The following is a 23,655-nucleotide window of genomic DNA, read 5'->3' as shown; positions in this document are numbered from 1 at the left end:
AGCGGCGCATCTGACCTACATCTTCAGGCCACGCCGATAGTGAGGAGTTGCCCTTGACCATGCCCGACCCCAAGACCCTGCCCGAAAAAATGCGTTTCATCGACCTTCCCTCGCATGGCGGTCCGGAAGTGATGCGTCTTTCGCAAGCGCCTTTGCCGAAGCCCGCGAAAGGCGAGGTTCTGGTGAAGGTCGAGGCAGCAGGCGTCAACCGGCCGGATGTCGCGCAGCGCCAGGGAACCTATCCGCCACCGAAGGATGCAAGTCCGATCCTCGGCCTTGAGATCGCCGGCGAGGTTGTTGCGCTTGGCGAAGGCGTCGATGAATTCAATCTTGGCGACAGGGTCTGCGCGCTCGCCAATGGCGGCGGTTATGCGCAATATTGCGCCGTTCCCGCGGGGCAGGCCCTGCCCTTCCCCAAAGGCTACGACGCCGTCAAAGCCGCAGCCTTGCCGGAAACCTTCTTCACCGTCTGGGCCAATCTCTTCCAGATGGCGGGCCTGACCGAAGGTGAAACCGTGCTCATCCACGGCGGCACCAGCGGCATCGGCACGACGGCGATCCAGCTTGCCAGAGCCTTCGGCGCGGAAGTTTATGCCACGGCGGGCTCTGCGGAAAAATGCGAGGCCTGTGAGAAGCTCGGCGCCAAACGGGCGATCAATTACCGCGACGAGGATTTCGCCGAAGTCGTGAAATCCGAAACCGGCGGCAAGGGCGTCGATGTCGTTCTCGACATGATCGGTGCTGCCTATTTCGAAAAGAACCTTGCGGCGCTGGCCAAGGACGGCTGCCTGTCCGTCATCGCCTTTCTCGGGGGCGCCGTGGCCGACAAGGTCAACCTCACGCCGATCATGGTCAAGCGCCTGACCGTCACCGGCTCCACCATGCGCCCGCGCACGGCGGACGAGAAACGCGCCATCCGTGACGATCTCGTGGATCAGGTCTGGCCGCTGATCGAAAGCGGCCAGGTCGCACCGGTCATCAACCGCGTCTTCACACTGGATGAGGTTGCGGAAGCGCACCGGCTGATGGAAAGCAGCAGCCATATCGGCAAGATCGTGATGCGGGTCGACTAGGTGCTGCAGAGTAAGTTCTCAGTTAGCCCTCTTGCATTACTCACGAATCGTACTACCTTCTAGTTATGTTCAACGTATCGGAAGGAGGTGATCCAATGTCTAGTGAGATTTCGGTCTCTGGTGCAGGCAATGGAAAGGGTGTGTTTTCGACGGGGCAGCCCTCGTTGTAAAACCTCTTCTGCCTTCGGAACGTTGAGAAACAGTCCCGGGTCTGTAAACAGGACCAAACTCATGGAAGGGTCGCTCAGGCGGCCCTTTTCCGTTTTTGCTTATTGCTTCGGCTATTGAGAAATCTGCGCTTCGAGTGCAGGTGCGGTTCTCTCGCGACGAGAAAATCTCCTTAATCAGATTGCAGTTCACCGCCGTTGAAACCATCGACGGTTCTGGGTGTCGTTACCCCCCTCTGTCCTGCCGGACATCTCCCCCTCAAGGGGGGAGATCGTTCCGTGGCGAGGTCCCGCGCATCTCGACGGTTGGAAATGAAGTGGCAAGAAAGCCTCCTGCCGATCTCCCCCCTTGAGGGGGAGATGTCCGGCAGGACAGAGGGGGGTAACGACACCCAGAACCGTCGATGATTTCAACCGTGGTGTAACGTGGAATCGGAGTAAACGTGGCGCGCGTTAGAAAGCGACAAACCATCGACCCTAAACGGCGGTCACCTCTTCCTTATTTCTTCCCGAACACCTTCCACCGCGTCGGGCGGAACCGCAGTTCGGCACCCACCGCCACGGCGGCGTTGAGCGGCACTTCGATTTCGAGGTGGTAGGGTTCATGGCCGTTATTGGCGATGTCGATTTCGGCGATGCGGGTGCCGGCCAGGCGGCGACAGGTGGTGACCTTGCCGTAAAGCGCGTCCTTTTCGTCCGTCAGCACCACGTCTTCCGGCCGGAAGAACAATTCGCCCTCGCCTGCGCCGCTTTCGTTTACGCCGATGCTTTCGCCCTGGAACAGCACATGGCCATCACGGATCGTGACCGGCAGGCTGGAGGATTCGCCGATGAAGGAGAAGACGAAGGGCGAGTTCGGCGTGTCGTAGACGTCATCGGCGGTGCCGACCTGCTCGATCTTGCCCTGACTCATGACGACGACGCGGTCCGCCAGTTCCAGCGCCTCTTCCTGATCGTGGGTGACGAAGACGGTGGTGTGGCCGGTGCGGTCGTGGAATTCACGCAGCCAGCGACGCAACTCCTTGCGCACCTTGGCATCCAGCGCCCCGAAGGGTTCATCGAGAAGCAGCACCTTCGGTTCGATGGCGACGGCGCGGGCGAGCGCCACCCGCTGGCGCTGGCCACCCGAGAGCTGCGAGGGGTAGCGTTTTTCAAGCCCGGAAAGGTGCACCATGTCGAGAAGCTCGGACACGCGCTTGCGGATTTCCGCTTTTGGCGGACGCTTGGCGGAGGGTCGCACCTTCAAGCCGAAAGCAATGTTGTCTGCCACCGTCATGTGGCGAAACAGCGCGTAATGCTGGAAAACGAAACCGACATTGCGCTCCTGCACGGTGCGATGCGAGGCGTCTTCGTCGCCGAAGAAAATCTGGCCCGTCGTCGGCTGCTCAAGACCGGCAATCAGACGCAGCAGCGTCGTCTTGCCGGAACCGGAAGGACCAAGCAGCGCGATCAGCTCGCCCGAGCGAATGTTGAGCGATACGTCGTTCAGCGCCGGAAAGCGATCAAACTGCTTGGTGATGCCGGAAACTTTCACTTCCATGAAGATGCCTTTCAATGCTTGCCGGCTGCGTTGCCCGCGCCAAAGCGTATTTCGAGAATGGTTTTGAGAACGAGGGTCACCAGAGCCAGACCGGCGAGCAGCGTCGCGACGGCGAAGGATGCGCCGATATTGTACTCATTATAGAGTATCTCGACATGCAGCGGCATGGTGTTGGTCTCGCCGCGAATATGGCCTGACACCACCGAGACGGCGCCGAACTCGCCCATGGCGCGGGCGTTGCAGAGCAGCACGCCATAAAGCAGGCCCCATTTGATGTTCGGCAGCGTGACGTACCAGAAGGTCTGCCAGCCGGATGCGCCAAGCGAAATCGCCGCCTCCTCGTCACCATTGCCCTGATCCTGCATCAGCGGGATCAACTCGCGCGCGACGAAGGGAAAGGTGACGAAGATGGTGGCGAGAACGATGCCCGGCACCGCAAAGAGGATCTCGATGCCGTAACTCTTCAGCCATGGCCCGAGCACGCTGTGCGAGGAAAACAGGATGACATAGACCAGACCTGATATGACCGGAGAGATCGAGAATGGCAGGTCGATCAGCGTGATCAGGAATGCCTTGCCCTTGAACTCGAATTTCGCGATGGCCCAGGCGGCCGCTACTCCAAAAATGAGGTTGAGCGGCACCGAAATAGCGGCGACGAGCAGCGTCAGGCGAATGGCGGAAAGCGCATCCGGCTCGAAAATCGCCTCCCAGAAGCTTTCCGTGCCCTTGCGGAATGCTTCGAAGAAGACCGAAACCAGGGGCAGGACGAGAAATGCGGCGAGGAAGACGAAGGCGATGGCGATCAGTGCCAGCCGCGCTGGCAGGCTTTCGCTGGCGGGATCGCGGAATGGACGCGGCGTGGTGCGGGAAACAGTCTCAGACATAACCGTACCTCTTGCGGCTCCAGGCCTGAATGAGATTGATGAGGAACAGCATAGCAAAGGAAATGATCAGCATGATGGTGGCAATGCCGGTCGCAGCCGCATAATTGAACTCCTCCAGCCTGATAACGATGAGGAGCGGCGCGATTTCCGAGACGTAGGGAATATTGCCGGCAATGAAGATGACGGAGCCGTATTCGCCAACACCGCGCGCAAAAGCGAGCGCAAAACCTGTGAGAATGGCGGGGGTGAGGCTCGGCAACAGAATGCGGGTGATGGTCTGGAAACGGTTCGCGCCGAGCGTTGCCGCCACCTCCTCCACCTGCCGGTCGATCTCCTCCATCACCGGCTGCACGGTGCGGACCACGAAGGGCAGACCGATGAAGATCAGCGCGATGACGATACCGGTCGGCGTGAACGCAATCTTGATGCCATAGGGCTCAAACAGCGAACCGACCCAGCCGCGATTGGCGTAAAGCGCCGTCAACGCAATGCCCGCGACCGCCGTTGGAAGCGCAAAGGGAAGGTCCACGATGGCATCCACGAAGCGGCGACCGGGAAAGCGGTAACGTGTGAGAACCCAGGCGACGATGACGCCGAAGACCACATTGACCAATGCGGCGAGGAACGCCGTGCCAAAACTGACGCGCAACGCATTCAGCGTACGGCTATCCGTGGCAATCGCAATGAAATCTGCAAAACCGAGTTTCGCCGTGGACCAGATAAGGCCGCCAAGCGGAATAAGAATGATGAGAAACAGATAGGTGACGGTGTAACCAAACGTCAGGCCGAAGCCCGGTATGACGCTCGACTGCCGCCACTTCCACCTGCTTCCGGAAATATTATTGCTCATCAAGGCTCCGGATAATCTTAGTTTTTGAACATTTCCGGGACAGTCAATCGAGGTCTGCCCGTCCTGGAGGTGCTCTCTGGGAGCCGGTATTCCCCCGGCGCTTATTATAAAGTATCGACCGGCACGGCGTCCGGTCGATCAGGTTCTGATTTGTCTTGTCCCGTGGGACGGGGTGACTACGTTTCACCCCATCATCCGCTTACTTCGCGGGCTTGTAAATCTGGTCGAAGATGCCGCCGTCACCAAAATGTTCCGGCTGCGCCTTTGCCCAACCGCCGAAGATCGGGTCGTCAATGGTGACGAGCTTGATGTCAGGCAGCTGCTTCAGCAGGTCCTTGGAGACAACGGCCGGGTTGGACGGACGGTAGAAGTGCTTGGCCGCAATATTCTGGCCCTCGTCGGAATAGAGATATTGCAGATAGGCTTCGGCTGCCTTGCGGGTGCCCTTGGCGTCGACATTGGCGTCAACCACGGCGACCGGCGGCTCGGCAAGGATCGAGATCGGCGGAACGACGATATCGAAAGCGTCAGCGCCGAATTCCTGGCCGGCCAGATAGGCTTCGTTTTCCCAGGCGAGCAGCACGTCGCCGATCTGGCGCTGTGCGAAGGTTACCGTGGAACCACGGGCGCCGGTGTCGAGGACCGGCGCGCGCTTGTAGAGCTCGCCGACATAGGCCTTGATCTTGTCCTTGTCGCCCTTGAACTCTTCATTGGCCCAAGCCCAGGCTGCGAGATAGTTCCAGCGCGCACCACCCGAGGTCTTCGGATTCGGCGTCACGATCTGTACGTCGCCCTTCACCAGATCGCCCCAGTTATGGATGCCCTTCGGGTTACCCTTGCGAACGAGGAAAACGATGGTGGAGGTGTAAGGGGAGGAATTATGCGGCAGGCGGCCGCGCCAGTCCTTGTTGATCTTGCCGGAATTCTGCACGATGGCGTCGATGTCGCTCTGCAGCGCCAACGTCACGACGTCGGCTTCCAGACCGTCGATGACCGAACGGGCCTGCTTGCCGGAGCCGCCATGCGACTGCTGGATGGTGACGTCCTCGCCGGTGTCGGCCTTCCACTTCTTGGCGAAGGCTTCGTTGAAATCCTTGTAGAGTTCACGGGTCGGATCATAGGACACGTTCAGCAGCTTGGTCTGCGCCGCGGCCGAGCCAGCTGCGCCAAGTGCCAGTGAGAGGCTGAGCGCGACAACGCTCAAACCGGACAGAAGCTTGGACATCGGTATTCCCTCCTGATTGCGATGGCTTAACTCTACCGGTTGAGTAGAGTTGGTCAATGAGGCCGAATACGATCGAAAAAGTGTTTCCCTTGAGCGTTTCTCCGGGCAACAAATACAGCGCAGCATAAGCGAAAGGCGCAACAAGCGTCGTGTAAAACTTTGCTGAATGCAAAAGCGTTTCACATTTTTGCCGGTTTTTTGCCGCGATGGCGAAAAATATTGAGGTGTTTTAGACGAATTTTTCGTCAGGCCGTCAAAAGCTCGGGCACTTCGACACCGGCCACCGCATCCGCAACGGTGGTGTTGAACAGGATGTTGCGCGTCGCATCGGCCACACGGGCGAAGACATGGCGGATCTCGCACTGCTTCTCGCCGTCGCAATCCTCGCAGCGGCGATAGGCGGTCTGGGAGAGGCAAGGCAGAGGAGCAAGGGGGCCATCAATGAGCCGCAGCACCTCGCCGAAAGTAATATCATCCGCCGGGCGTGCTAGAAGATAACCACCCTGCTTGCCACGCCGGCTTTCGACAAGGCGTTCCTTCTTCATTTCGAGAAGGATCTGCTCCAGAAACTTTTTCGGAATGGCCTGTTCGCGGGCAATGTCGGAAATCTGCACAGGACAGCCGCCGTCGGCCTTGGCCAGCGAGAGAAGCGCCCTCAGCGCATATTTTGCCTTCTGCGAAATCATCGTAAAACCAGTAGATCACAAGCCCGGATACCCGGCAATCACGGCTTAGCGCAGAAGTTGTCACAATTCAAATCCAGGCTGCGAACAAGGTGAACGGGCATCTTTTGCTCATAGCACGCGCGCGAGAGGCATTTTTGCTCTGAAGTGCAGCGCACAAAGACTGTCATTTCTCGTCCAAAGCGCCGATTTCAACAATAATCGGCCATGGAAATCCCGGACGTGACAATGACCATCAATTCAGCAAATGCCTCTGCCGATGCCGCTTCCCTCGATGCCACGCTTGCCGGGCTCGATCTTGCGGGTCGGCTTTCGTTTATCGCCGGCCTTGGCGGGCGCGCGGTCTTCACCACCAGCCTCGGCATCGAGGATCAGGTCATCACCGCGGCGATCGGCACCCACCGCCTGCCGATTGACGTTGTCACGCTGGAAACTGGCCGTCTTTTCAAGGAAACCGTCGATCTCATCGATGAAACCGAGGAGCGTTTCGGCGTCGAAATCCGTCGTTTCCGTCCTGAACAGGACGATATAGACGCCTACGCCGCAAAATACGGTCTCAACGGCTTTTACGAAAGCGTTGAGGCGCGTCATGCCTGCTGTCATGTCAGAAAACTGATCCCGCTCGGCAAGGCGCTTGATGGTGCCGCCTTCTGGATCACCGGCCTCCGTCGCGGCCAGTCGGGCAATCGCGCCACGACGCCGTTTGCCGAATTCGATGCGGATCGCAATCTCATCAAGATCAACCCTTTGGCTGATTGGGATATCGATCTCATCAAGGCGCATGTCGCCCAGGAGAACATCCCTATCAATCCGTTGCATCAGCGCGGTTACCCGTCCATCGGCTGCGAGCCGTGTACGCGCGCCATCAAGCCCGGTGAGCCTGAGCGCGCCGGACGATGGTGGTGGGAAAACGACGAGAAGCGCGAATGCGGTCTTCACGTCGCCGGTGCGGAGCAGACCTCCGCCGTTTCCGCCATCCCGCAACGATAATCATTCAGTACATTCCCGGAGTTCACAATGTCCAACGCAGTCCACGAGACGGACAGCAAGAATACTGTCGCATCCAAGCCGCCGCTCGATCCCCATCTGAAGGCGCTTGAAAACGAAGCTATTCATATCTTTCGCGAAGTCGCAGCCGAATTCGACAAGCCCGTGATGCTCTATTCCATCGGCAAGGACTCGTCCGTGCTGCTGCATCTCGCGCGCAAGGCCTTCTTCCCCGGCCGCATTCCCTTCCCGCTGCTGCACGTCAATACCGGCTGGAAGTTCAAGGAGATGATCGAATTCCGCGACAATATCGTCAAGGAATACGATCTGGAGCTGATCTCCCATACCAATCCGCGCGGCGCGGCGGAAAACATCACGCCCTTCACCCACGGATCGGCGCTTTACACCGACATCATGAAGACGGAAGCCCTGCGTCAGGCGCTGGATGCTGGCCAGTTCGACGCCGCCTTCGGTGGTGCGCGCCGCGACGAAGAGGCGAGCCGCGCCAAGGAACGCATCTACTCTTTCCGTACGCCCGACCATAAGTGGGACCCGCGTAACCAGCGGCCGGAACTGTGGAACATCTATAACGGCATGGTCCGCAAGGGCGAAAGCGTGCGCGCCTTCCCGCTCTCCAACTGGACCGAAGTGGATATCTGGCGTTACATCGAGGCGGAAAACATTCCTCTGGTGCCGCTCTATTATGCCGCCGAGCGCCCCTATATCGAGCGCGACGGCATGATGATCCTTGCCGAAGACGAGCGCCTGGAGCTTCTGCCCGGTGAAGAGATCAAGCGTGGCTCGATCCGCTTCCGCACGCTCGGCTGCTTCCCGCTCACCGGTGCGATCCGTTCCGAGGCGGCGACGCTTCAGGATGTGATTGCCGAGCTCGAAATCGCCACCGTTTCCGAACGTCAGGGCCGCGCGATTGACCGCGACCAGTCCGGCTCGATGGAGAAGAAGAAGCGTGAGGGGTATTTCTGATGACCGCTTCTGCCACCACCAACATTTCCACGGCCACCATTTTGCCCTTTGCCGAACATTCGAAAGCAGCGCGCGACACCCGCCCGCTTCGTCTCATCACCTGCGGCAGCGTGGATGACGGCAAGTCGACCCTGATCGGCCGTCTCCTCTGGGACACCAAGGCCGTCAAGGAAGACCAGGCCGCGACACTGCACCGCGACAGCGGCAAGCAGAACGATCTCGGCCTGCCCGATTTCGCGTTGCTGCTGGATGGTCTGCAGGCAGAGCGCGAACAGGGCATCACCATCGATGTCGCCTATCGTTACTTCGCCACCGACCGACGCGCCTTCATCGTGGCCGACACGCCCGGCCATGAGCAATATACCCGCAACATGGCGACCGGCGCTTCCACGGCCGATCTCGCCGTGCTGCTCGTCGATGCCCGTACCGGCATTCTGGAACAGACGCGGCGTCATGCCACCATCGCGGCGCTGATGGGCATCCGGCAATTCGTGCTGGCCGTCAACAAGATCGACCTGACGCATTACGACAAGGCCGGTTTCGAACTGATCGCCCACGAGTTCCGCGATTTCGCATCCGATCTCGGCATCAAGCAGATAACCGCCATTCCGATGTCGGCGCTGAAAGGTGAAAACGTCGTTCTGTCAGGCAAGGCTTCCATGCCCTGGTATGAAGGCCCGACGCTGGTGGAAACGCTGGAACTGGCGACCGTTCGCTCCGCGCAATCGGGCGGCTTCCGCTTTCCCGTACAACGCGTCTCGCGTCCCGGCGAAAGCTTCCGCGGTTATCAGGGCACGGTTGCCGGCGGTTCGGTGAAGCCGGGCGACAGCGTCGTTATCCTGCCTTCCGGCATGGTCGCCAACGTCAAGCAGATCGTCACTTTCGACCTGGTGCGCAATGCCGCCGTGGCGGGTGATGCCGTCACTCTCGTTCTCGATCGTCAGGTGGACGTCTCGCGCGGCGACATGATTGTCTCCATCGAGGCGCAGCCTCAGACTGGCCTTGCCTTCGACGCGCAGATCGTGGCTTTGCAGCCCGGAGGCATCGAGGCCGGCAAGCGCTACTGGCTGAAAAGCGGCAGCCGCCGACAGCGTGTCAGTGTGCAGCCCGTCAGCCAGCTGAACCTCAAGGAAGGCGAATGGCAGGCGCATGAGACGTCGCTGCCGATGAACGCCATCGGCAAGGTCAGGCTTTCCTTCGATGAGACGGCGATCTTCGATCCTTATGAGCAGAACCGCTCGACGGGTTCCTTCATCCTGATCGACCCCGACACCAACAATACGGTGGCGGGCGGCATGATATCGGCCAAGCGCAGCGTCGGCGCGACGGAAGAAAAAGGCGACCGGGTCATTCTCTCGCTGCCTGCCGATCTCGCGGAAAAGCTGCTGGCGAGCGAGCTTCTTGCCAAGCACCGCGACGAGATCGACATCCGGCGCACGGATGCGGCAACAGCCTCACGGCTCATCAGCGATCTCGACTGAGAATGCCGGCATGAACGACAAAAGGCGACCACGGTGTGGTCGCCTTTTTGTTTGGGTCCAGTCGTCAGATGCGACTTAAAACACGAACATATAAAGCAGAATGATCACGAAGATCGGAACGCCCATAGCCCACAGTGCAATACCCTTCAGCATGTTATCCTCCATTGTTGTATGTTTGGATAACGGCTGAGGAAGCTTTCCGATCCATCTGCTTTCCGGATTTTTACGGGTTGTTTCTCGGCGGCGCAGAAGGGCGCTTGTTCATTCGGCGTTCATGGGCAAAAGGCGAATTTGCCCTCGGTCGCTCCGCCAAGCGGCCGAACAGAGGCTCGTTGCTTGAAAATGCAGCGGGCCTCTTTTTTGATCGCGATAAGTTGATCACGGCGATGGCCCTGAAACTCAGGGCTCGCGACTGTCACGGGTAACTTCTTGGATTGTGGACCTGAATTGACACTTCTAAGACGGTCCGTGTCGCGCGTCCCCTGAAACAGGCCGCGACATTGGGGCCTGGCGCTTGGCGGAGCGACGGGCCTCTTTTATTCGAGCATACGGAAAAGTGGAAGCGCAGGAAGTTGCGACAACCTACCCAACTGGACTCTGAGGCATGGGCGACGAATGCATTCAAACCGGCTCTGATGCGACCGGCCCGGTTGATGTATGACGATTTGATATGGAGATTTTCAGCAAGTATCGGGATTTTTTGCAAGCCGCTGATTTATCGGGCTTCTAGCTGGTCGGAGTGAGAGGATTCGAACCTCCGACCCCCACGTCCCGAACGTGGTGCGCTACCAGACTGCGCTACACTCCGTGACCAGCGGCGCTTCTATAGACCAGCCTCCGGCATTCGACAAGCGGCTTATTGCATTTTTTATGACAAGTTTTCCCCACCTGCTGAAACAGCCCCGGCAGGCACCGGCGGCACCGGGCGGAAGGCTTCAAAACGTTACAAAAAAGCAATTGTGGCAGGAAATTTTCATCGGGCCGCACAGCTCCCCTGCCCGCCGCCGCCAAATCTGCTAGGGGAACGGAATGACCGGCGGGATGCCGGACACGGCACAAAGGACATTTCACCATGCTATTTCGCAGCGTAACGCTTGCAGCGTTTGCCATTGCGCTCTCGGCCTGCACCACTTCCACCGATGGCTCCACGCCCTCCTTCACCCAGAAGAGCCCGGTTGAGACCCGTTGGGTCGGCCAGTCCGCAGGTATTTTCTTCGCCAAATTCGGCCCGCCGCTGAGCGACACCGAAAGCGGCAGTTCCACCGTCTACAACTGGCGCGGCGGCTACAAGAAGGCGACGATTCCGGCGAAGTTCGAAGAAGGCAAGGATGGCAAAAAGGGCCGGCAGATTTCGCCCGCCCGCACCGCCTCCCTTTCCTGCACGGTGCAGCTGGTCGTCTCCAGCGATTACAAGATCACCGCCGTGCGCACGATCTCCGATCGTCCGGGCGTCAACGGTCCGAGCTACTGCGCGGAATTCCTCGCCGCCAACTGATCGTCAGCCACAAGCCAAAATGCGCGAAGGCCTGCCCGAACCGGTGGGCCTTTTCACTTTTTCGGGATTTCCGTCATTATTCTGAAAAAAATTGTGCCTGAAGCGGCACCTTGCGGATCGTAACTCACTGGAAAGGGTGCTGGCGCTGCGTTTTTGGTAAAATCACGCCAGGGAACGCTTTCAACCGTTTGAAAGCCGCGACTTATCTTAACAATCATCAAAATGATAATCGGCATAACCGTGAGATCGGCCGTCCGCCGCGGCAAAATCCGCACAAAACCGCTTGAACTGGAGTAGATGAGTCCGGGTTGTGCCGGTTTGCGCTTTGCTATAACGGGGCGGTCGGGAGGAGTGTTTTTAACACAAAACAAGAATCAGGTATGGCCGTGACTCCCATCGATCAAGACAAATCCCAGCTCACTGATCTCTCCGAGGAAACTTCCCTCTCCCACGCATGGCCGATGAACCGCAGACAGGTTCTTGGTGGTGCTCTCGCCGGACTTGCCGCAGCCGCGCTGCCCTCTTCCCCGCTTCTCGCCAATACGACTGCCAAGAAGGTCGACGTGCTTCTCATCGGTGGCGGCATCATGAGCGCGACGCTCGGTGTGTGGCTGCGCGAGCTGGAGCCCACCTGGTCGATGCAGATGCTGGAGCGGCTGGATGGCGTGGCGCTTGAAAGCTCCAACGGCTGGAACAATGCCGGCACCGGCCATTCCGCGCTTGCCGAGCTGAACTACACGCCCGAAGACGACAAGGGCAACATCAAGATCAGCCAGGCGATCAACATCAACGAATCCTTCCAGATTTCCCGGCAGTTCTGGGCATGGCAGGTGCGCAACGGCGTGTTGAAGAACCCGCGCTCCTTCATCAACCACACGCCGCATATGAGCTTCGTCTGGGGTGACGAGAACGTCGCCTATCTGGAAAAGCGCTATCAGGCGCTGAAGGCGAGCCCGCTTTTCGCCGGCATGGAGTTCTCCACCGATCCCGAGCAGATCAAGAAGTGGGTGCCGCTGATGATGGAAGGCCGCGATCCTTCCCAGAAGATCGGCGCGACCTGGTCGCCGCTCGGCACCGACATGGAATTTGGCGAAATCACCCGCCAGTTCGTCTCGCATCTGCAGAGCGACCAGAATTTCGACCTGCAGGTCAATAGCGAGGTTTCCGACATCCAGCGCAACGCCGATGGCAGCTGGCGCGTGACCTATACCAACACCAAGACCGATGCCGAACAGGTGGTGGATGCGAAATTCGTGTTCATCGGCGCCGGCGGCGGCGCGCTGCATCTGCTGCAGATGTCCGGCATTCCGGAAGCGGATGATTATGCCGGTTTCCCTGTCGGCGGCTCGTTCCTCATCAACGAGAACCCCGATGTGACGATGCAGCATCTGGCCAAGGCCTATGGCAAGGCCTCGGTGGGCTCGCCGCCCATGTCGGTGCCGCACCTCGATACCCGCGTGCTGGGCGGCAAACGCGTCATCCTGTTCGGACCTTTCGCCACCTTCTCGACCAAGTTCCTGAAGGAAGGCTCCTATTTCGATCTCGTCTCCTCCGTAACAACCAGCAATGCCTGGCCGATGGTGCGCGTCGGCATCGATGAATATCCGCTGGTCGAATATCTCGCCGGCCAGCTGATGATGTCGGATGACGACCGTTTTGCTGCGCTGAAGGAATATTTCCCGAATGCCAAGCAGGGCGAATGGCGCCTGTGGCAGGCAGGCCAGCGCGTGCAGATCATCAAGCGCGACGAAGAAAAGGGCGGCGTGCTGCGGCTCGGCACCGAAGTCGTCTCCGCACAGGACGGCAGCATCGCCGGCCTGCTCGGCGCTTCGCCGGGCGCTTCCACCGCAGCGCCGATCATGCTCAGCGTTCTGGAAAAAGTCTTCAAGGACAAGGTGGCGACGCCGGAATGGCAGACGAAGCTGCGCCAGATCGTGCCGAGCTACGGCACCAAACTCAATGACGACCCGGAAAAGGTACGTGAGGAATGGGCCTACACCGCCGAGCACCTCCAGCTGCCGACCCCGCCGCAGATCGATCTTGAGGCCCTGAAGGGCGCCGGTGCGGCGCCTGCGGGTGCACCCGTGAAGAAGGTGCCTGATATCGCGCTTTAAGGTTTAGGTGCGATTTAGGATTGGACGCCGCGTGTCTCTGGATGCGCGGCGTTTTTGTTGATCTAATTCTTGATACTGAAATATCTGGTCGGCCAATCCTCTTGGTGGTAATAATTGCTACCAATTCGATGGAGAAGCTTAGATGGCCAATGTTGAAAAGATCAGCGTCTCGATGACTCCCCAGCACGCCGAAATCTTGCGTGACGCCGTGGAAAGCGGTGCTTATGCCAGCAGCAGTGAGGTCATCCGTGAAGCCATGCGCGACTGGTCGGCAAAGTGGGTTGAGCGACGCGGCGACATTGCCAAACTGCGTGCTTTGTGGCGCGAGGGCAAAGCAAGTGGCACTTCAACCGAAGTGAATTTTGACGAGGCGCTCAATGAAGCGCGTGCAGAACTGGCTTCGTTGAAAAATCGTGACCATTAAACTTGTCTGGTCGCCCAGCGCGCGCAGCGATGTGAAGAAAATCTATATCGATATCGGCAAATCACAGCGCCTTGCCGTTCCGCGCCAAAGCGGAGCGCTTGGTGGACCATCCTCACCTCGGCGAGCGCCGCCCGGAAATTTTCCCATCCGCCCGCATGCTGGTTGAAGCGCCTTACATCATTCTCTACGAAACCGTGCCGGATACCGATGGCGGCGAAATATATTCCGTGGAAATCGTTCGCGTGATCGACGGTCGCCGGAACCTGCGAACGTTGTTCTGACTTGGGGATAGATGGCTGGGGCGCCAGGATTCGAACCTGGGAATGCCGGTACCAAAAACCGGTGCCTTACCGCTTGGCGACGCCCCAACAGGGCAGCGAGAGCGAAACGCCGCTGCCTGAACCGCGCCTGATTAGCAAAGCCTGCCCGGCGCGGCAATGACCCGGCGACCAATTTTTTCACAAAATTCAAGCTTTTTGGGTGCCGGGTCGAAGTTCGCATGTTAGGGCTTGTCCGTGACGCGGATGAGGCCGCGGCGCAAGCATGCATGGCATTTTTTCAGGAGGTCTCGATGGCGGACCCGGCATTCGATCTCGATTTCCAGCCGGCCTATGGCGAGGCGGTTCCCGTCGCCCCGCTCATCCAGCGCATCACCGTCAACAATCCTTCCGCCTTCACCTTCCATGGCACCAATTCCTATATCGTCGGTGACCGTTCCGTCGCCGTCATCGATCCCGGCCCGGAGGATGAGGCGCATTTTCGGGCGCTGATGGCCGCGCTCGAAGGGCGCGAAGTCACGCACATCTTCGTCAGCCACACCCATCGCGATCATTCGCCGCTTGCCCGCAGGCTGGCGCAGGCGACCGGGGCGCTGACGGTGGCGGAAGGCCCGCACCGCGCCGCCCGGCCACTGCATGTGGGCGAGACCAATCCCTTTGCCGAAAGCTCCGATACGGCTTTCGCGCCCGACATTGCGCTGGGCGACGGGCAGAGCCTTTCCGGCGACGGCTGGACATTGACGGCGCTGCATACGCCGGGCCACACCGCCAACCACGCCGCCTTTGCGCTTGAGGGCAGCGGCATCGTCTTTTCGGCCGATCACGTCATGGCCTGGGCTACCACTATCGTCGCGCCGCCTGATGGGGCGATGAGCGACTACATGGCTTCACTGGAGCGGTTGCTCACCCGTGACGACCGGTTGTTCCTGCCAGGCCATGGCGGCCCGGTCACCGATCCCGCAGCCTTCATGCGGGGCTTGCGCGCCCACCGCCGCATGCGGGAAAAGGCGGTGTTGAAGCGGATCAGGGACGGCGACAGGCTGATCGCCGATATGGTGAAGGTTATCTATGCCAGCACCGACAAGCGTCTGCACGGGGCGGCCGCACTTTCCGTGCTGGCGCATATCGAGGATCTGATTGAGAAGGGCGAAGTTCGGACGGATGGCGCGCCTTCGCTCACGGGTGAATATTTCCCGGCGTGACGGGGTTTTAACTAGCCAGCTCTCAAGGTGCCTTCGTGATTGCCGCCCCCTTCGGTGGGGAGCGAGCGGGCGCCACCTGTTTCTTCTCCCCGCCAGGGGAGAAGTCCGCGGCAGCGGGATGACGGGGCAAGCTCTCCGAAAATCTCCGCCGTTACCCCCTCATCCGGCCCTTCGGGCCACCTCCTCCCCGGCGGGGAGAAGAAACGAGCGGCGACGTCGCGATCCATTCGACCAACGTGTAGCTTTGCCTTCCGGCCTCAATTATCGTTCAGCCCCTGCATCTCCGCATCCAGCGCATCGAGATAGGCCTCGGCAATCGCCGCACCCATGCCAAGATCGTGCGGGCCGTAGCGGGAGGCGACGCGGACATCGACGATGGTGGTTTCCGCCTCTTCCTTCAGGCGAATGAGGATATCGAAGCGCAGACCCCAGATGCGGGTGCGGGTTTCACCCTGCATCAGCACCACGCCGCTGCCGTTGAAGAAGGTGGGCAAAGGCGCGTCGGTCGGGCGGGCCATGGGCACGGGCACGATGGAGGGCAGGTCTTCCACCGGCGCATCGTCGGCGGGCTGCTGCCTGTCCTGTGCTGGCACCCCGACAGCAGGGGCATCCTCCGCCCCGATCACACCCTTCGTATGGGTAATGCGGATATTCTGGGAGGCGGCCATTTTTTTGGCGGCGGCGTAGATGCGGTCTATCGCGCCTTCATAACGGCGCCCGGCAAGGCTGGCATAGGCCTCCATCTGCGCATCGCGATCAGCCTTGGTAATGGTCGCGGGCCGCACCAGCCATTGCTGGTTGGCGGCCGGTGTCGCCAGCCACTCCGGCACGTCGCTCAGGTCAGTGGAGATGTCGTAAATCTTCGGCTGCTGCCAATAAAGAAAGGCGCCGTAGCCAACAACGCCGAGCGGCAGGGCCGAGAAAAGCAGCGCCGCCAGCGCCGAAAGGCCGCCGCGTGCGCCTCTGGTCCACAGCCGCTCAAGGCCGATCAGCGCCAGAAGCACGGCCACAAGAGCGATAACGGCGGCAATGAGGAGCAGCCCGACAAGATCAGGCGTCGTCAGCGGCCCGAAACGGTGGATGCCGGCGGCGATGAGAAAAAGCGCCAGTGCCGCCAGGCCCAGATAGCGGGAAAGATAGGCTGCAACCGAAAAAGGCCGGACGAAACGCACAGTCATGGAAGCGGATATCCGTTAGATCGCATTGGCTAAGAGGCGTTGCACCCGGGTTCTGGCAGGGAATCACCTGCATATGATGTCATAGACCGGAATTGCGGCGAGGAAAACAAAGGAGGGGGCGATCTGCGGGTAAAGCGTGCCCCCCCCCGAAGATCTCTCTTCCGTCATGCCGGGTATGATCCACTTCTGTGCGGGTTAAATTTCCGCACAGGTCGCAGTTTCCTTGAGGTCGGTGATTAAGCGTGAAGACCCGCTCAACGTCATGCTCGGCCCTGTGCCGAGGATCTAACCACCTCCAATAAAAATCAATATGTCGGCAGACCTCGGGACAGGCCCGAGGATGACGTCGGCGCAATTGGCATGACTTTCCCTGCGCGACGGACTGAGAGGCCACGCCAACAAGAACCAGGAATATTTTTCCGCATTGCCGCAGCGTCAGGGAATAATTCCCCGACAATGCAACAAATACGCACGTTCATCCCTTAATTGCTGAGGAAATCGGCGTATTCTCGGCGACCTCCCTCGAGAATGCTTGCAAAAAATGCAACATTCTCGCTTTCTTGCACAATAAAGAGACATGTCATGTCACAGGCAACGACCTCTGCCCGCCCTTCGGGGCATAAACCCTTTTATCGCAATTTTGGCTTTCAGGTTCTGATAGCCATGGTCATCGGCCTGCTGCTTGGCCTTGTTGCCCGCAATATCGGCCCCGACGCCGCCGGCAGCCCCAACTGGCTTTCGGTGACGCTGCAGACCATCGGCAGCATATTCGTCCAGCTGCTGCGCGCACTCGTGCCCCCGCTGATCTTTACCGCCATCGTCGCCTCCATCGCCAATCTCAAGAACCTCTCTAATGCGGCGAAGCTCGTCTGGCAGACGCTGCTCTGGTTCGCCATCACCGCTTTGATCGCGGTCGTCATCGGCATCGTGCTCGGTCTTGTCATCCAGCCGGGCGTCAACACGGCGATCGCCAATACGGCAGCGGCAGCACCGTCCTCCACCGGTTCTTGGCTGGACTTCCTCAAGGGTCTCGTCCCGGCCAACGTCTTCGGCCTTGAAGCATCTACCAAAATCAGCAATGGCGCGGCCAGCACCTCGTTGAATTTCAACGTCCTGCAGTTGCTGGTGGTGTCGATTGCCTTCGGTGTCGCGGCGCTGAAAGCCGGCAAGGCGGCGGAGCCGTTCCTCGCCTTCAACCAGTCGCTGCTCGCCATCGTGCGTAAAATCCTGTGGTGGGTCATCCGCCTTACCCCCATCGGCACCATCGGCCTGCTTGGCCGCGCAGTTGACCAATATGGCTGGACCACGCTGTCGCAGCTCGGCTGGTATGCAGCGGCCGTCTATATCGGTCTCGCACTGGTGCTTTTCGTCGTTTACCCGGCGCTGCTTCTCGCGCATGGCCTGAAGCCCTCGCGCTTCTTTGCGGGCGCATGGCCGGCCATCCAGCTCGCCTTTGTCTCGCGTTCCTCCATCGGCACACTGCCCGTCACCGAAACCGTGACGGAAAAGAGCCTCGGCGTGCCGCGCGAATATGCCGCCTTCTCCGTGCCGCTCGGCGCCACCACCAAGATGGACGGCTGCGCCGCGATCTATCCGGCAATCTCGGCGATCTTCATCGCGCAGTTCTTCCAGGTGCCGCTCGGCATTCAGGAATATGTGCTGATCGTCTTCGTTTCGGTGCTCGGTTCCGCCGCAACGGCCGGACTGACCGGCGCGGTGGTTATGCTCACGCTGACGCTCTCCACACTCGGACTGCCGCTCGAAGGTGTGGGCCTGCTGCTCGCCATCGACCCGATCCTCGACATGGGCCGCACCGCGGTCAACGTCGCCGGACAGGCGCTGGTGCCCACCATTGTCGCCAAGCGTGAGGGCATTCTCAACGAGGCCGTTTATAACAACGCCAAGGACATCGACGCACTCGATGACCGTGAAGTGGCGACGGCCTGACAGCAATAGTCGCGGGGCGTTTCCGATAAAAAGGAGATGCCCTGCGTTGGCCACTTCCTTTGCCCCATTAAAGTTAGGGGTTGACGGAGATGGCTTCATCGATAGCCATAACGACACGGACAAAGCGCAGCTTCAGCGGAACGTATGCATGGTGAAACGTAACTGGATCTATGTCGGCCTGCTCGCCTTTGTCTCAGTCGGGCTGCTTATCGACGCGGCCATCTGGCCCGCCGGACCGCCCAGTTCCTTTACCGCGAACGATCTGGTGCAGATGATCGGCATCATCACCCTGTTTGCGTGGTGGCAGATAGCGGATGCCGAAAAGCGGGGTTCCCGACGCAGCTCTGCCGTAAAATTCGCGACTATTCTGCTCGCGCCTGTCGGCCTTGCCATTTATCTCTATCAGACCCGCCGCTGGACACGCGCCACCCTCGGCCTGATCGCATTCATGGGCGGTCTTCTTCTCGCCGGCATCCTCACGCTTCTGTTGAGTGACTGGCTCATTCAGCAGGGCTTTTTCCCGCCCTCCTTCCTGTCCAGATATTAATCACAGCGGAGGTGCCTGCGGCGGCCCATTGATGCAACTTTCCACCCTACCGCGGCTTTTCCCCGTCCTAAAACAGGCGTATCAATCTCGGCAATAAGTGCCGTACGGCTGTCATATCAGGGAGAAACAAAATGCGCTTTTCCATCGTCTTCGGTGCGCTTGCCGCCATGCTGGCGCTCACCGCATGCCAGACGCTGACACCGGAAGAGCGCCGGGCTCGGGATGAGGCGACATGCCGGGGTTACGGTTTCCGCCCCGGCACTGACCCGATGGCCGGTTGCCTTCTCGATCTGGAAATGGACCGCCGTGCGGACAACCGTGCCTGGCAGGCGCAGATGAACCGCGACATGTTCTACCGTCCCGTGGTGGTGGAGCGGCGCATCATCGTCCAACAGAACCCCTGACGGGGATAAAGGCGACATTGCTTGCCACCTGCCCTTCTTCCGCCCGCGCGGCAAGCGTCGCCTGCGCGGCGGCAAGGCGGGCGATGGGCACGCGAAAAGGCGAGCACGAGACGTAATCAAGATCGGCATTTTCGCAGAAATGGATCGAGGCCGGGTCTCCGCCATGTTCGCCGCAGATACCGAGCTTCAGTTCTGGCCGCGTCTGGCGGCCGCGTTCGGCGGCGATGCGGATCAATTCACCCACGCCATCGAAATCGAGCGAAATGAACGGGTCGCGTTCGATGATGCCCTTACGCTGATAGGTATTGATGAAACGCGCCGCATCGTCGCGGGAAATGCCGAAGGTCGTCTGCGTCAAATCGTTGGTGCCGAAGGAGAAGAATTCGGCCGCTTCGGCAATGACATGGGCGCGCAGGGCCGCACGCGGCAGCTCTATCATGGTTCCCGTGAGATATTCGATCTCCATGCCGGTTTCTTTCGCCACCGCCGCGGCGACGCCATCGATGACCGCAGTCACGTAATCCAGTTCCGAACGCAGGCCAACCAGCGGCACCATGATCTCAGGCACGACGGGCGCGCCGGTAATGCGCGCCGCCGCAACGGCCGCTTCGAAAATGGCGCGGGCCTGCATTTCGGCGATTTCTGGGTAGGAGATGGCGAGACGGCAGCCGCGATGGCCGAGCATGGGGTTGAACTCGTGCAACGCATCAAGCCGCTGGCGGAACACCGTCTGCGGCATGCCCATGGCGGCGGCAACCTCGACGATTTCACCATCCGTCTTCGGCAGGAATTCGTGCAGTGGCGGGTCGAGCAGGCGGATCGTCACCGGCAGGCCGTGCATGATCTGGAAAAGTTCGGTGAAATCCGAGCGCTGCATCGGCAGAAGCTCATCGAGCGCCGCCCGCCTGCCCTTTTCGCTTTCGGCCAGGATCATCTCGCGCATGACATGGATGCGGTCGCCCTCGAAGAACATGTGTTCGGTACGGCAGAGGCCAATGCCCTCAGCGCCAAAGGCGCGCGCGGCGCGGGCGTCGGCGGGCGTGTCCGCATTGGTGCGCACGGTCATCCGGCGCAGCTTGTCCGCCCACTCCATCAGCTTGCCGAAATCGCCCGAGAGTTCCGGCTGTGTCATCGGCACTTCGCCTTTCAGCACCCGGCCGGAGGAGCCGTCAATGGTAATGACATCCCCGCGCTTCAGCATGCAGCCGACGCCGATCAGCACCCTGTTGCGCATATCGACGCGCATGGAGCCGGCGCCGGTGACACAGGGAATGCCCATGCCCCGCGCCACCACGGCGGCGTGGCTGGTCATGCCGCCGCGCGTCGTCAGAATGCCTTCGGCGGCATGCATGCCGTGAATATCTTCCGGGCTGGTTTCGATGCGCACCAGAATGACGCGGCGTCCTTCGGCCTCGGCGGCGACCGCCTCTTCCGCGGTAAAGACGATCTCACCCGTTGCCGCCCCCGGAGAGGCGGGCAGGCCGGAGCCGATGATGGGACGGGATGTGCCGGGATCGATGGTGGGATGCAGCAGCTGGTCGAGCGACGACGGCTCGATGCGGCAGACGGCTTCGTCCTGCGAAATCAGCCCTTCCTCCACCATATCGACCGCAATCTTCATGGCGGCACGGGTGGTGCGCTTGCCGGAGCGGGTCTGCAGCATCCAGAGCTTGCCGCGCTCGATGGTGAATTCAAGATCCTGCATGTCGCGGTAGTGGGTTTCCAGCCGCTTGCAGATCGCCAGGAATTCGGAAAAGGCTTCCGGCATCAGCTTTTCCATGGATGGCTTGTCGGAGCCGGAGGCCAAGCGTGCGGCCTCGGTGATGGATTGCGGCGTGCGGATGCCCGCCACCACGTCTTCGCCTTGCGCATTGACGAGGAATTCACCGTAAATCTCCGCCTCGCCTGTCGAGGGGTTGCGGGTAAAGGCGACGCCGGTTGCCGAGGACGAGCCGAGATTGCCGAAGACCATGGCCTGAACGTTAACGGCCGTGCCCCAGTCGCCGGGAATATTGTGCAGGTGCCGATAGGTCACGGCACGGTGGTTGGTCCAGCTGGCGAACACGGCGCCAATTGCGCCCCAAAGCTGGACGTGACAATCCTGCGGGAAGGCTTCGCCGAGCTCCTCTTCGATCAGCTTCTTGTAGAGCGAAACGACGTGCTGCCATTCGACCGCCGACATGTCCGTATCGTATTCATGGCCAAGCCGGCCTTTTTCATCTTCGAGGATTTCCTCGAACATTTCATGGTCGAGACCCATGACGACATCAGCATACATCTGGATGAAGCGGCGATAGCTGTCCCAGGCAAAACGCGCGTCGCCCGCATCGTGGCCCAATGCCTCGACGGTGCGGTCGTTGAGACCAAGGTTCAACACCGTATCCATCATGCCGGGCATGGAGGCGCGCGCGCCGGAACGGACGGAGATGAGCAGTGGCGACTGGCTGCCGCCGAAGGTCTTGCCGGTCACGATTTCCATACCATGCAGGCCGGCCATGACCTGAAGCTTCAGGTCATCCGGGAGATCGCGGCCGTTCTTGTGATAAAGCGCGCAGGCATCGGTAATGATGGTGAGGCCGGGGGGAACGGGAAGGCCGAGACTTGCCATTTCGGCAAGGTTTGCGCCCTTGCCGCCCAATATCGCAACGTCACCCGCCCGGCCTTCGGCAGCACCGTTGCCGAAGGTATAAACCCATTTTTTCATTCCACGCTCTCCACCCAGAAGCGTTGTCATTTTTCTATCATCTACAGCATTGGCGGCACGTTGGGAACGCCGCAACGCTTAGTTTACATCGCAGTGCAGCATAATTGCGGCGAATTGCGCGCCAGAATTGCCTTAAACAGGACATAACAGCAGCATTGACGCATTCGTGTAGTGCGCTGAAACGGAGTGTTACCTAAGCCATTCAAATCGCCGACAAAGAGATTATTCATGCAATTTACCCGCCGCCACACGCTTAAATTTGCCGGAATTTCCTGCGCCGCCACCGCCCTTGCCGGTGCGCTTAGAGCCGAGGGCGGAGCTTCCGCCGCCGTCGATCCCACCCTGCCCTTTGCGCTGACGACGCCGATGCATATCGGCAAGGCGGCGCTGCGCGTGCGCGAACTCGATCCGATGATCGATTATTACCGTTCGGTGCTGGGTATGAACGAAGTGGAACGCACGGCAAGGGGCGTGACGCTGGGTGTCGGGACCGTGCCGCTGCTCGATCTCGATCACAAGCCGGCAGCGGATTTCGAGAGCCCCACCTCTGCCGGCCTGTTCCACGTCGCCTATCTGATGCCCTCCCGCAAGGATCTGGCGCGCTGGCTGGTGCATGCGGCGCTGAAGCAGGTGCCTCTGACGGGCTTTGCCGATCACAATGTCAGCGAGGCGATCTATCTCAACGATCCCGAAGGTAACGGCATCGAGGTCTACAGCGATCGTCCCACGGACACATGGGTGTGGAGCGGCAACGTGGTTAAAATGGGTACCGAGCCTCTCGATGTCGATGATCTCGTAAAGCTGACCGATACCAAAAACAGTGATTATGACGTCGCCCCCGCGGGAATGCGCATTGGCCACATCCACCTGCGAGTTGGCGACATCGCCGCTGCCCGCGCCTTCTACGAAGAGGCCGTCGGGCTCAAACCGACACAGGATGCGCGTTCCGACGCGTCTTTTCTCTCTTCCGGTGGCTATCACCACCATCTGGCGGTGAATACCTGGAACAGCCGTGGCGCAAAGGAACGCAACGCCATGGAAACCGGCCTCGACTGGTTCTCAATCACCGTTCGCAACCACACCGATCTCGAGGCGCAGAAAACACGGCTACGGGCCGCGGGTTATGTGCTGGTGGAAATGGAGAATAATGTCGTGGAAGCGATCGACCCCTGGGGTACGCGGCTGCGGCTTGTGCCGGGGTGAGTGATGGTGGCCTCCATGCATCATGGGCCGAGAAACTCGCACACTGCGCGATTGGCAGTTGCAGCATGCCAGTGTTTACAGTGATTGGCTGCGTCGCCTCTCTCCGTCATACCGGCCTTGAGCCGGAATCCAGTCGACGCGGCTCTCGCGCGACGGGAAGAGTCCTTTCAGCCCAAGGACTTGGGCTGGCTGGATACCGGCTCAAGGCCGGTATGACGGAAAGAGGCTTACTCCCCTGACACAATTGCCAATGCAAACCGCCGCGCAACCCTATGAACCCGGAAA

19 protein-coding genes, 2 tRNA genes and 1 pseudogene are annotated in these 23,655 nt (G+C 60.1%); 13 read left to right on the top strand and 9 right to left on the bottom strand.

Annotated features, from left to right (window positions below; genetic code table 11):
- Window positions 1-59: 59 nt before the first annotated feature.
- The gene (locus ACZ47E_RS02265; RefSeq protein ID WP_278067498.1) at window positions 60-1,073 is read left to right on the top strand and encodes an NAD(P)H-quinone oxidoreductase; all 1,014 of its coding nucleotides are present in this window, start codon (window positions 60-62) and stop codon (window positions 1,071-1,073) included.
- 666 nt (window positions 1,074-1,739) lie between these two features.
- Here the strand turns inward: ACZ47E_RS02265 and ACZ47E_RS02260 are convergent.
- The 5 genes from ACZ47E_RS02260 to ACZ47E_RS02240 form a co-directional block, all read right to left on the bottom strand.
- Window positions 1,740-2,780: a sulfate/molybdate ABC transporter ATP-binding protein gene (locus ACZ47E_RS02260; RefSeq protein ID WP_006700005.1), complete on the bottom strand. Its 1,041-nt coding sequence runs from the start codon at window positions 2,778-2,780 to the stop codon at window positions 1,740-1,742.
- An 11-nt stretch (window positions 2,781-2,791) separates the two neighbouring features.
- Complete coding sequence (gene cysW, locus ACZ47E_RS02255) at window positions 2,792-3,664, bottom strand: sulfate ABC transporter permease subunit CysW (protein WP_022555771.1); 873 nt, start codon at window positions 3,662-3,664, stop codon at window positions 2,792-2,794.
- Window positions 3,657-4,514: a sulfate ABC transporter permease subunit CysT gene (gene cysT / locus ACZ47E_RS02250; protein WP_006700003.1), complete on the bottom strand. Its 858-nt coding sequence runs from the start codon at window positions 4,512-4,514 to the stop codon at window positions 3,657-3,659. The genes cysW and cysT overlap by 8 nt, the downstream gene beginning before the upstream one ends.
- A gap of 199 nt (window positions 4,515-4,713) precedes the next feature.
- On the bottom strand, window positions 4,714-5,739 hold the full coding sequence (locus ACZ47E_RS02245; RefSeq protein WP_004440447.1) for a sulfate ABC transporter substrate-binding protein: 1,026 nt from the start codon (window positions 5,737-5,739) through the stop codon (window positions 4,714-4,716).
- 245 nt (window positions 5,740-5,984) lie between these two features.
- On the bottom strand, window positions 5,985-6,425 hold the full coding sequence (locus ACZ47E_RS02240; protein ID WP_004440445.1) for an RrF2 family transcriptional regulator: 441 nt from the start codon (window positions 6,423-6,425) through the stop codon (window positions 5,985-5,987).
- A gap of 204 nt (window positions 6,426-6,629) precedes the next feature.
- Here ACZ47E_RS02240 and ACZ47E_RS02235 point away from each other — a divergent pair, with 204 nt between their 5' ends.
- From ACZ47E_RS02235 to cysN, 3 genes are read left to right on the top strand one after another with little or no spacing between them, the layout of a single operon-like run.
- On the top strand, window positions 6,630-7,412 hold the full coding sequence (locus ACZ47E_RS02235) for a phosphoadenylyl-sulfate reductase (RefSeq protein WP_278067277.1): 783 nt from the start codon (window positions 6,630-6,632) through the stop codon (window positions 7,410-7,412).
- Window positions 7,413-7,439: 27 nt separating this feature from the next.
- Window positions 7,440-8,393 (top strand): sulfate adenylyltransferase subunit CysD, encoded by a 954-nt coding sequence (cysD, locus tag ACZ47E_RS02230; protein WP_004440441.1) that lies wholly within the window; start codon window positions 7,440-7,442, stop codon window positions 8,391-8,393.
- Complete coding sequence (cysN, locus tag ACZ47E_RS02225) at window positions 8,393-9,874, top strand: sulfate adenylyltransferase subunit CysN (RefSeq protein ID WP_184285314.1); 1,482 nt, start codon at window positions 8,393-8,395, stop codon at window positions 9,872-9,874. The genes cysD and cysN overlap by 1 nt, the downstream gene beginning before the upstream one ends.
- Before the next feature lie 731 nt (window positions 9,875-10,605).
- On the opposite strand, the gene ACZ47E_RS02220 is transcribed toward cysN, so the two are convergent.
- Window positions 10,606-10,682 (bottom strand) — tRNA-Pro (locus ACZ47E_RS02220).
- 264 nt (window positions 10,683-10,946) lie between these two features.
- Here ACZ47E_RS02220 and ACZ47E_RS02215 point away from each other — a divergent pair.
- From ACZ47E_RS02215 to ACZ47E_RS02200, 4 genes and pseudogenes are all read left to right on the top strand, one after another.
- Window positions 10,947-11,369, top strand: coding sequence for a hypothetical protein (locus ACZ47E_RS02215; protein WP_006699999.1), 423 nt, complete (start codon window positions 10,947-10,949; stop codon window positions 11,367-11,369).
- A 380-nt stretch (window positions 11,370-11,749) separates the two neighbouring features.
- Complete coding sequence (mqo, locus tag ACZ47E_RS02210) at window positions 11,750-13,483, top strand: malate dehydrogenase (quinone) (protein ID WP_278067276.1); 1,734 nt, start codon at window positions 11,750-11,752, stop codon at window positions 13,481-13,483.
- A 142-nt stretch (window positions 13,484-13,625) separates the two neighbouring features.
- On the top strand, window positions 13,626-13,907 hold the full coding sequence (locus ACZ47E_RS02205; RefSeq protein ID WP_278067275.1) for a type II toxin-antitoxin system ParD family antitoxin: 282 nt from the start codon (window positions 13,626-13,628) through the stop codon (window positions 13,905-13,907).
- A pseudogene (locus ACZ47E_RS02200) lies at window positions 13,897-14,188 on the top strand (type II toxin-antitoxin system RelE/ParE family toxin). Before ACZ47E_RS02205 ends, ACZ47E_RS02200 begins: the two are co-directional and overlap by 11 nt.
- A 12-nt stretch (window positions 14,189-14,200) precedes the next feature.
- On the opposite strand, the gene ACZ47E_RS02195 reads toward ACZ47E_RS02200, so the two are convergent.
- Window positions 14,201-14,275 (bottom strand) — tRNA-Gln (locus ACZ47E_RS02195).
- A 203-nt stretch (window positions 14,276-14,478) separates the two neighbouring features.
- On the opposite strand from ACZ47E_RS02195, the gene ACZ47E_RS02190 reads away from it, so the two are divergent.
- On the top strand, window positions 14,479-15,387 hold the full coding sequence (locus ACZ47E_RS02190; protein ID WP_004440431.1) for an MBL fold metallo-hydrolase: 909 nt from the start codon (window positions 14,479-14,481) through the stop codon (window positions 15,385-15,387).
- Between the two features lie 257 nt (window positions 15,388-15,644).
- Here the strand turns inward: ACZ47E_RS02190 and ACZ47E_RS02185 are convergent, their stop codons facing one another.
- Window positions 15,645-16,565, bottom strand: a complete 921-nt coding sequence (locus ACZ47E_RS02185; protein ID WP_184285300.1) for a DUF1499 domain-containing protein — start codon at window positions 16,563-16,565, stop codon at window positions 15,645-15,647.
- A gap of 582 nt (window positions 16,566-17,147) precedes the next feature.
- Between ACZ47E_RS02185 and ACZ47E_RS02180 the strand changes: the two genes are divergently transcribed.
- The 3 genes from ACZ47E_RS02180 to ACZ47E_RS02170 all read left to right on the top strand — a co-directional run bounded on the left by ACZ47E_RS02180 (window position 17,148) and on the right by ACZ47E_RS02170 (window position 19,463).
- Window positions 17,148-18,512: a dicarboxylate/amino acid:cation symporter gene (locus tag ACZ47E_RS02180; protein ID WP_004440424.1), complete on the top strand. Its 1,365-nt coding sequence runs from the start codon at window positions 17,148-17,150 to the stop codon at window positions 18,510-18,512.
- 148 nt (window positions 18,513-18,660) lie between these two features.
- Entirely contained in the window at window positions 18,661-19,059 is a 399-nt protein-coding gene (locus tag ACZ47E_RS02175; RefSeq protein ID WP_184285299.1) for a hypothetical protein, read from the top strand.
- Between the two features lie 131 nt (window positions 19,060-19,190).
- Window positions 19,191-19,463, top strand: coding sequence for a hypothetical protein (locus ACZ47E_RS02170; RefSeq protein ID WP_004440421.1), 273 nt, complete (start codon window positions 19,191-19,193; stop codon window positions 19,461-19,463).
- Here the strand turns inward: ACZ47E_RS02170 and ppdK are convergent.
- The gene (gene ppdK, locus ACZ47E_RS02165) at window positions 19,441-22,167 is read right to left on the bottom strand and encodes a pyruvate, phosphate dikinase (RefSeq protein ID WP_278067274.1); all 2,727 of its coding nucleotides are present in this window, start codon (window positions 22,165-22,167) and stop codon (window positions 19,441-19,443) included. The two genes, ACZ47E_RS02170 and ppdK, sit on opposite strands and share 23 nt — an antisense overlap.
- 228 nt (window positions 22,168-22,395) lie before the next feature.
- On the opposite strand from ppdK, the gene ACZ47E_RS02160 reads away from it, so the two are divergent.
- Window positions 22,396-23,370 carry a VOC family protein gene (locus ACZ47E_RS02160; protein WP_112766508.1) on the top strand — a complete coding sequence of 325 codons (975 nt, stop codon included), beginning with the start codon at window positions 22,396-22,398 and terminating at the stop codon, window positions 23,368-23,370.
- The last annotated feature ends 285 nt before the right edge of the window (window positions 23,371-23,655 follow it).

It is taken from the genome of Agrobacterium sp. 5Ca39 (assembly GCF_055382365.1).
The sequence above is the reverse complement of the archived record's forward strand: the minus strand, read 5'-3'. Positions and strand labels throughout refer to the sequence as shown.